This window comes from Halochromatium sp. (assembly GCF_054919635.1).
Genome location: NZ_JBUDPI010000134.1, coordinates 1 through 9,084, shown reverse-complemented (window position 1 = coordinate 9,084; position 9,084 = coordinate 1). Strand labels below are relative to the sequence as shown.

At 64.7% G+C, this 9,084-nt stretch carries 7 protein-coding genes; 1 reads left to right on the top strand and 6 read right to left on the bottom strand.

Annotated elements, in window-relative coordinates; translation table 11 throughout:
• The 4 genes from ACY693_RS09855 to ACY693_RS09840 all read right to left on the bottom strand — a co-directional run.
• Nucleotides 1–1,590, bottom strand: a 1,590-nt coding sequence (locus tag ACY693_RS09855) for a TIM-barrel domain-containing protein (protein WP_462321655.1), incomplete at its 3' end; no start/stop codon positions are given.
• A 6-nt stretch (nucleotides 1,591–1,596) separates the two neighbouring features.
• Nucleotides 1,597–2,259 (bottom strand): EF-hand domain-containing protein, encoded by a 663-nt coding sequence (locus ACY693_RS09850; protein WP_462321654.1) that lies wholly within the window; start codon nucleotides 2,257–2,259, stop codon nucleotides 1,597–1,599.
• 244 nt (nucleotides 2,260–2,503) lie between these two features.
• The gene (locus tag ACY693_RS09845; RefSeq protein WP_462321653.1) at nucleotides 2,504–3,178 is read right to left on the bottom strand and encodes a potassium channel family protein; all 675 of its coding nucleotides are present in this window, start codon (nucleotides 3,176–3,178) and stop codon (nucleotides 2,504–2,506) included.
• A gap of 16 nt (nucleotides 3,179–3,194) precedes the next feature.
• Nucleotides 3,195–4,667 carry a TrkH family potassium uptake protein gene (locus tag ACY693_RS09840; protein WP_462321652.1) on the bottom strand — a complete coding sequence of 491 codons (1,473 nt, stop codon included), beginning with the start codon at nucleotides 4,665–4,667 and terminating at the stop codon, nucleotides 3,195–3,197.
• Between the two features lie 563 nt (nucleotides 4,668–5,230).
• Between ACY693_RS09840 and ACY693_RS09835 the strand changes: the two genes are divergently transcribed.
• Entirely contained in the window at nucleotides 5,231–5,965 is a 735-nt protein-coding gene (locus ACY693_RS09835; RefSeq protein WP_462321651.1) for a histidine kinase, read from the top strand.
• Nucleotides 5,966–6,122: 157 nt separating this feature from the next.
• Here ACY693_RS09835 and ACY693_RS09830 read toward each other — a convergent pair whose 3' ends face one another.
• Together ACY693_RS09830 and ACY693_RS09825 are read right to left on the bottom strand one after the other, a co-directional pair.
• Nucleotides 6,123–6,959: a BON domain-containing protein gene (locus ACY693_RS09830; RefSeq protein ID WP_462321650.1), complete on the bottom strand. Its 837-nt coding sequence runs from the start codon at nucleotides 6,957–6,959 to the stop codon at nucleotides 6,123–6,125.
• 302 nt (nucleotides 6,960–7,261) lie between these two features.
• On the bottom strand, nucleotides 7,262–9,084 hold a 1,823-nt coding region (locus ACY693_RS09825), incomplete at its 5' end, for an efflux RND transporter permease subunit (RefSeq protein WP_462321649.1).

Genomic DNA, 9,084 nt, shown 5'->3' with positions numbered 1-9,084 from the left:
GTTGTCGCCCATCCAGCTGACGGCCCAGCGTTGGGCGCCGATGCTGGCGGATCGAGTCAGTACCCAAGGTCGGCGGTGCGGCCGCAGCCGCTGCAGGCTCTCATAGGGTGCCCGTGCCATCAGGGTTCCATAGAGATTATGGGCCTCGGCGTGGCAGGTCTCGGCGTCGTCGCCTTGCGGTGCCTGCAATGGAATCGAAAGCGCGGTGGAGCCTGGCACCTCGAAGGGGCGATCGACAATCGCCGGCTCGTTCATGTCGCACCAGATGCCATCAACGCCGACATCGACTAGACCGGCGTGCAGATCGCCCCACCAGCGCCGCGTCGGCGTGCGGCAGAAGTCTGGAAACAGCGATGCGCCGGGCCAAACGTAACCGGTGAACAGGTCGCCGTTTGGGTGGCGAATGAAATGATCGCCAAGGCGCGTTGCATCGATCCCGGCCTCGCGCTTGACGCCGGGATCAATGATGGTCACCGCATGGATGTCCTGCCGATGCAAAGCCTCGATGGTGGCACGTGGGTTCGGAAAGCGCTCGGGGCTCCAGCTGAAGACGCGGAAGCCGTTCATATAGTCGATATCGAGATGGATCGCGTCGATTGGGATGCGACGACCGCGGAAGGCGTTGGCTATCGCCTGGATCTCGTTATCGCTGCGGTAGCCCCAGCGCGATTGGTGATAGCCGAGTGCCCAGAGCGGCGGCAAGGCTGGCCGACCGGTCAGCCTGGTGATCTGCTCGACGACGGCGGCCGGGGTGGGGCCGGCGAAGAGGTAATAGTCGAGCTCGCCGCCCAGGCTGAAGAGACCCAGCGCATCGGGCTGCTCGGCACCGAGATCGAAGTGGCTGTAGCCGCTCGAGCCGAGCATCAGGCCCCACGCGAGGCCGGGGCGCAGCGCGAGCAGCACTGGGTGCGATTGGTACAGACAGCCGTCGACCACGCCCAGACCCGGCGAGTTGATGTCGGTGGTCCAGTGTCCGAGCCGTTGTCCACGACGATTGAGCGCGCCGAAGCGTTGGCCGCACCCGAAAAGGCCCTCCTGCCAGTGCAGTGCCTTCTGCAGCCAGAGGCCGGTCATCGTCTGCCCGGCGGCTGTGGTGCTGTTGGCGCCCTCGACGCTGTCGATTTGTGGCTCGGGACCGGTTGGGTTGGGCCCTGGGTTAGGCGCTGAGCTGGATGCTGGGCCAAGCGCAGGCGCAAGGGCTGGCGCGATATCAGAAAGCTCCCGCCGCTCCAGCCGACGCCAGTGCACTGGGCTCAGGTCACTCGCATAGGGCTCGCCGTTGGCGTCGGTCAGCGTAACAGACCCTGTCTCGAGATCGAGCGCAGCCTGCATGGCGCCGGTGTCGAGGCGCAAGACGGGCGCTTGCTCCTCGACGGCGATTCGGCCGTCGACGGGCGCTGGACGCCCCTGCCAGCTGTGACTTGGCGCAAGCCGACCAGCCGGCGCAACCCGGATGCGCAGGATGTCGTCCGCGATGGCATCGATGCGGGTGAGCGCCTGTGCGTGCTCGGCGATGATCGACCCTGGCCCCGCCTGCCAATGGCAAACGGGACCGGGTCTCTGCTCGGCGTGTTCATGCGACTCAGCCATTGGGCGTTAGGGCTGCATCATCCGGCGATGCTGCATCTGAGCGCTCTGGAATTCCTGCTCGTCGATCTGGCCGTCGCCGTCTTGATCGATGGCCTCAAACGAGGGTGCATTGGCGAGATTGCGCATCTGATAGCCCTGCTGCGAGCGTTCCTTGATGCGCTCGGCCCGGCCTTTCTCGAGTTCGTCCTTGCTGATCAGGCCGTCGCCATCGGCATCGAAGGACGAGAACGTTGGCATCTGTCCGCCCATCCGTCCCATGCCAGGTCCCCGTCCGGCTCCGCCCATGCCGGCAGCGCCCATTCCAGAGCCTGGTCTCATGGCGCCGCTGCCCATGCGTTGGGCTCGAAAGTCAGCAAACTCCTCAATCGTGAGCTGGCCATCGCCGTTCTGGTCGATGTCGCTGAACGACGGCGCATTGGGCATTCCGCGCATCGGTGCGCCGGCTTCGGAGCGGGCCGCGCGGCGCTCTGAGCGCGCCTGGTTGAGTTCCTCTTCGGTGACGATGCCGTCATCGTTGCGGTCGAGCTCGGTGAAGCTCATCGGACCGCGCATGCCGGCTCCCGGCTGTGCGCTGTCCTGGGCAAGCACTGGGCCGAGTGGGCCGAGCGCGGATAGGCTCAGTGCCGTGGCCAAGGATAATCTGAGTGCGGTGGCTGTCGTGAATCTCATGGCTGTCTCCGTCGTTGGGTTGATGCTGGCTGGCTGCGGTTGCAGCGCTGACAGGCTCAGGCTGACAGGCTCAGGGTGAGTCATTTCCGGACGCGTTGTGTTAAGCAACTATGAAGCCGATTCCGCGCCGCGGTCTCAATGCGCACGGAATCTCCGCCTCGACATCTGCCGCGATCAGTCGGCAGCCATTGGGGGCCATCGCATACAGGTCCTTCACCGGCAGGCGGATCGGATTCGTATCCAGTCAATCCGCCTTCATCTGATCACCAGCCTCGCTGCGCTCGAAGCGCTGCTCGAGCTTCGGGAGCTGCTGGTGGCTGGTTATCAAGATGACCTCGTCGCCCGGCTTGAGCGTCTTGACCTCTTGCGGCAGATAGAGCTGCTCCTTGCGGTAGAGGCAGACGACCCAGGTGCGCTCTGGCAGATCGAGCTCATCGATCGGCCCCTTCTCGGCGTCTTCAACGGTAAGGCTGAAGATCGCCGCGTCACCGCGGATGACCGAGGAGAGCTCCAGCGACTTGCCTCCCGAGAGCAGCTGTTTCAGATGGGCGGCGACCGCCCGATTGGGCATGACACTGTCCTCAAGCCCGAGCTCCGCGGCAATCCGCTGGAACTGCGGATCATTCACGCGCGGCACCACGCGGGCGAAGCCGAGTGAGCGGCCGATGAGCCCGGCCAGGATATTGGTCTGATCGCTCTCCATCAGGCAGAAGAGGACATCAGTATTCTCGGGCTCGGCATCGCGTAGGACATCCGGCATGGTACCGTCGCCGTGCACGAATCCGGCATCGAAGCGCTCGGATAGGTCGTTGATTCGGTTGCGATCGCGCTCGATGATAATCACCTGGTGACCGTCCTCGAGCAACAGCTCGGCGGTCGATAAGGTCAGCGAATTGCTGCCGATGAATGCGGCTCTCATGGCGTTATCACTCTGGTTAAGGGTTGCGTTTGCGTGCAAGCCAGGTCGGCGGGTAGAGCACGACGAGCAGCGCTAGCACCTCCACCCGGCCAAACAGCATGTCGGCGCAGAGCACCAGCTTCAGCGCCGGGGGCAGCTCAGGGCTGGTCAGCCCAACCGAGAGGCCGGCGTTTGCGGTTGCAGAAACCACCTCGAATAGACTCGCAAGGGGTGGCTGTCCAAACGCCAGGAAGGCGAGCCAGGAGGCCAGCAGCACCATGGCCCAGAAGGCCATGAGCTGCAGTGTCGCGGTGACCATTGAGGGCTCGATGCGCGCACCGCCGACCTGCGCTTGCAGCACAGCGCGCTCGGCGATCGCGGTACGGCGCAGCGCAAGCTGGACCAGTCGCATGATGATCAGCAACCGAATGAGCTTGATGCCACCCGCGGTCGATCCAGTACAGCCGCCGATGCTCATCGAGATCATCAGAACCACCTGCGAGGTCGCAGGCAAGTCGGCGACCTCAGTGGTGCTGAAACCGGTGTCGGTCTGCGCCGAGACGCCGAGTGCAAAGCCCTGGGCCAGTGCCTGTGGCCAGGGCAGACCGATGCTCAGCGATGCGATGGCACTGAGCAGCAGCGCTGTGACCAAGATCGCGCCGAGCAGCGCGATCAGCTCTGGCTCATGCCTGAGCGAGCGCAGGCCACGGTGGGGCAGCCTGGCATAGAGCGGTAGGCTGATCGCCGAGGCGACGGTGATCAGCGAGAGCGTCGCGATCGTGGCAGCGGGGAGTCCAGCCAGACTCTGGTCGGAAGGCGCAAAGCCACCGGTTGCGACCGCGGGGAGGGCATAGAGCAGGGCGTCCACAGGCGCCAGGCCGGTCATCCAGACCGCGGCAATCCCAATCAAGGTCAGTGCGAGATAGACCGCAAAGACACGCCGGGCATGGCCGCGAGCGCCGGCGTCGGTGAGCTGCTCGCCGGTGGTCTCGAGCAGTCGGCGGGCGCTGGCGTGATGCCGCATGATGAGCGCAACCGTGAGCACGGCGATCCCGAGACCGCCGTACCATTGCATCCAGGCGCGCAGGAAGAGCATGGCTGGGTCGGTCTGGTCGAGACCTCTTAGCACGGTGAGACCGGTTGTGGTGATGCCGGAGGTCGCTTCCAGCATCGCGTCGATCCCACTGAGGCCCGCCCCAGTCAAGGGCCAGACCATGACCAAGGCTGCGATCAGGAAGGCCAGCCCCGTCACCGCGAGCGCTTCGTTCCATTGGATGTCGTTTTCGCCCGTGTTGAGCGGGCGCAGCCGCGAGACCGGCCAACCCACGAGCACCAAGACGCTGGCCGTTACCGCGAGCCGAAGCGCCAGCTCATGGCTCGCCTGACTCCAGGCGGCGAGTGCCGGGGGGACAGAGAGGGCCGCGAGCACCAAGAGCAGCCGTCCCAGGGTACCGAGCACGACGTGCAGCCGCGCAGCCCGCATCAAGGTGCTTGCAGCGCGCTCGGTCATAGCGGCGCGGCTCCCAGTCGATTCAGCTTCCGTTGATGCAGCCCAAATCGATCCAGCCCAACTCGGTGGAGACTCGATCCGCTCAACCGGTGGTTGGATTGACGGGGCCACGCAATACTTGCGATCGTCTTGGAACCGCCTCGGAGCTTCAGGGTCAGGGACTTCATCCTCGCGATCCTGGCTGTCGGTCGTCGGAATGACGACGATAACCGATGCGGGTCCTGCAGGCGATGGTCGCCGCCTGCTCCATTCGCGACTGGTGCAAGAGACCCGATATGGCAGCAAATCACCCAGACACCCGTTGCGTCGAGATGCGAGGAGAGCGGTGGCGGCGGCAGTGCGCCACGGGGCCGGATGGACAGCAGCAGCAAGAGTCGCCAGCATGCGCTCAACGCGACTGACAGCGAGTTGACCCAGCCTAGGTTCATCATGGCCCAACGTATGCTTATGATTCCGACCAGAGCAAGCTCAGACTAGAGCAAGCTCAGACCAGAGCAAGCTGCTGGCAAGTGGATAGGCTTGTTGCCACCGGTCGTTGATCTGTTCGAGGAGGCGCTAAGCTGATGACCATGAGACCCCGCTCCAACACCAAAGACGAGAATGTCATCTCGGCGACGCTTGATCCGAATCATGAGCGTCTGACCGAGTTGGAGCGTCGTTCGCTGCTCGCTGAGCAGGCGCGTGAGCAGGCGCACAGTCTGCGCTCGCCGCTGAGCGTGATCGAATTGGTCTCGGAAACGCTGCGGCTTGAGCTTGGAGAAGAGCCCGGTCGGGCTGAGCGTCTGCAACGGGTGCTCGATGCCGTCTCGGCCCTCTCGATGAACCTGACCCAGACCGTCCGCTCAAATCGCTTTGCCGATGGGCCGAAGCGCCCGGTCGATGTCGCCAAGGTCGCCGCAGAGGTCGTATTGGCGTTCGGCGGTCGTGTGGATGCCGGTGTCTCGATGTATCTCGAGGGCGCAGCGCGATCGGCTGAGGATGCCGCGGTCGTGCTGGCCGAAGAGCAGGGCTTTCAAGCCGCCTTGGTGCATCTGTTGCGCCTGATCGGCGTCGGCAACAGCTGCAATGGGGTCTGCGCGCAAGTGCCATTGCTCAGCGTCAAGCAGGATCAGGATGCTCAGCGACTGAGCCTGCATCTGATGAGCGAAGGCGCGCCTGAATTGCCGATTCCCGCCGAGCGCGCCGATTACCAGCTGATGCTCAGAGCCGTCGAGCGCGTCGTGCGCGATAGTGAGGGCGCACTGGTTCTGGGCCAGGACCACGCGACCCTTGAGCTACCCTTGGCGCCAGCCCACTGAGCCAGCCCACTGAAGATCAGCCTAGGCTGAAGGGAGCCCAGGCTGAAGGTGAGCAGACAGGCCTGTCAGGACAGCTCTAGTCCCCAGACTGCTCATCCTGCGATGCGTTTTTCATCGCGGAATCATGGATAGAGGGGGGCTAGAGGGGGCTAGATGGCTAAGCAGAGCCCTCAATCTCAAGCTCGTTGTTGACCTTGGTGACACCGTAGATGCTGCGCGCCTTGCTCCCGGCAAGCTTTTTCTGCTTTGCATCGCGGACCTGGCCTGTGAGCGAGACGACGCCGTCGCTGGTGTTGACGTCGATGTCGCTGTCCTTGATCGCGCTATCGAATCTCAGTGAGGCGATCACGCGGGTGGTGATCCAGCCGTCGGTGATCTGATCGAGCCCTTGCGAGAGCAGCCTTGAGGGCTGATCCGAGGGGGATGCCTTGGGCTTGATCTCGATGCGGTTCTCGACCCCGCGCACACCTTGGGTATTCAACGCGATCCGCTCGGCGGTCCGGCGCTCGGCGGCATTACCAGCGGTGCCTGAGAGGGTCACGGTGCCGTTGCTGGTGTTGGCATCGATGTCGAGCCCACCGGTCTGACTGTTCCAAAGGAGTTGCAGCTGGACGCGGGTGGTGATGTTCGCGTCCTCGATCGTCCGATAGAGCGGGTTTTCCTCATTCTCGGACTGGGTGGGGGAGACCTCAAGCTTATCCTTGACCTGACGCACCGAGCCGAGGTCGCGCGCGAGATGCAGGGCAAGGTCATGTTGAACCTCGCTCGGTACCTGGCCCTCCAGGGTGACGATGCCATTCTCGGACTCGACCTGGATATCGAATGGGTTGAGGTGCTCGTTGAGGCTGTAGGCCGTGATCAGTCGGGACTGGATCCAGAGGTCTGAGCCGGGCATCCGCTCGACAGCATCGGGGAGCTCGGTATCGGCGGCCAGCTGGGTGGCGGGACTGGCGGCGAAGATGATCGCGAAAGCCGTGGTGGTGAGATGGCGCATCATCAGGCTCCATTGGTTGGGTTGGTTGTTGCAGTGGCTGTTGCGGTGGGTGTTGCAGTCACTGTGCCAGTGCGCTCGCCGCGCCGACTGGGGCGCTTGTTGCTGTCGTGAGTGGCTGATGGCAAGTGCTCGCGCGCCCGGCAGATCACCGCAAGGGCTGCGGGGCCATCCAAGACTGGTTGAAATGCACCTCGGCGCGGGGTGTTCTGCCCCGCACTTCCCCAACGACGCTGTCGATATGCTGGAGACGAGCGCGCCGCCCCCAACGACTCGCGTCGCTGGCCTCAGTGGGCCGCGGGCGACTAGGTCTTGGCCTTGGCATGCTGCTCGGCGAGCTCATCGGCAAGCGCCGAGCGGGCACGGGTGCGCTTGGCGATCACCAGATAGAGCACCGGCACCAAGAACAGCGTCAGCAGCGTTGCGGCGAGCACGCCGCCAAGGATGGCGAGCCCGATGATGCGTCGCGTCTCGGCGCCGGGGCCGAAGGCGAGTGCCAGTGGCAGGGCGCCGAAGAAGGTTGCGATCGAGGTCATCAGAATGGGGCGAAAGCGCACTCGTGCCGCGCCTTCGACCGCCGCGCGCAGATCCTCGCCGCGATCGCGCAGCTGATTGATGAATTCGACCAGCAGGATGGCGTTCTTGGCCATGATGCCGATGACCAGGATGAAGCCGATCTGGCTGTAGATGTTGATCGATCCGCCCCCGATGAGCAGCGCTAGCAGGGAGCCGAACAACGCCAGCGGCACCCCGGCGAGGAGCACGACCGGTTGGACGAAGCTCTCGAACTGCGCCGCCAGCACGAGGAACACGATGGTCAGCGCCAGCAGAAAGGCGAGCTGGAAGGCGCGACCGGAGCGCTGATACTCCTGACTCACCGAGAGCCATTTGATCTGCACATCCTTGGGCAGCAGCGGGCGGGCCCGCTCGGCGAGCTGGTCCAGCACATCGCCAAGCGCGGCACCGCCCGCGAGCGAGCCCTTGATCGTCACTGCTGGCAGCCGATCGACCCGCAGACGCTCGGCGGCGCGTCCGACCAGCTCGGTCTCGATCAGGCCGGAGAGGGCGACCAGCGAGCCGTCTTCGGCGCGGACATAGACGTTGCCCAGATCCTCCGGCGAGCTGCGATCTGCGGCGCCCGCACGCACCATGACCTCGTAGGTCTCGGCATCGATCGAGAAATCGGTGACGTCCTCGCCGCCCATCAGGATCTGCAATGTGCGCCCGATCTCGGCCGGCGAGATGCCGAGCGCTGCGGCGCGGTCGCGGTCGATCTGGATGCGCAGCTGCGGATTAGTGGGCTGGAAGTCGAGCCGTACCTGCGCGATGCCAGGGAGCTTGCGGGCCTCCTTTAGGACCTCCTGCGCCAGCCGATGGGCCTCGTCGAGACTGGGGCCAGTGATGGCCATCTGCACCGGCTGCTGCAGACCTTCGCCGCCGAGGCTGGGCGGGTTGACCGCGAACGCCTGGGCTCCGGTGATCTCGCCGAGCTTGGGGAGTAATTGTCGCGTGACCGCAAACTGGCTCTGCTCACGCTGGCTCCAGTGCTTGAGCCTGAGGATCACGATGGCGCTGTTGACCGGACCTTGGCCGGCGCTGCGCGGCGCCACCAGCGAGATCACGTGCTTGCCGGGACCGTCCGCGTCGGTCAGAGGCTGCAATACCGCTTCGATCTGCTCTAGGACATCGATCATGTCGTCGATCGTCGCCCCTTCAGGCGCCGCGACCGGAATGAAGATGGCGCCGCGATCCTCCCGGGGTGAAAGCTCGCGTGGTAGCTCGCGATAGAGCCAGCCGGTCCCACCGACCAGCAGCAGCGCCAACAGCAGGACCAGCCAGCGTGCTCTGAGCACAGCGTGGAGCAGGCGCAGATAGCCTTGGCTCAAGCGCTCGAATAGACCGCCGACGCGCCGGCGCAGCGGGTCGGCCTGAATGCGCTTGGCATCGATGAGCTTCGAGGCCACTGTGACCCCAATGGTCAGCGCGATCAAGCTCGAGAGACCGAGCGCGCCGCCGAGCCCAGCCGCGAACTCGCTGAACAGCCGTCCCGAATCGCCTGTGAGGAAGGCCAGCGGGGTAATCACCGCAAGCAGCACCACCGTCGTTGCGATCACCGCGAACGCGACCT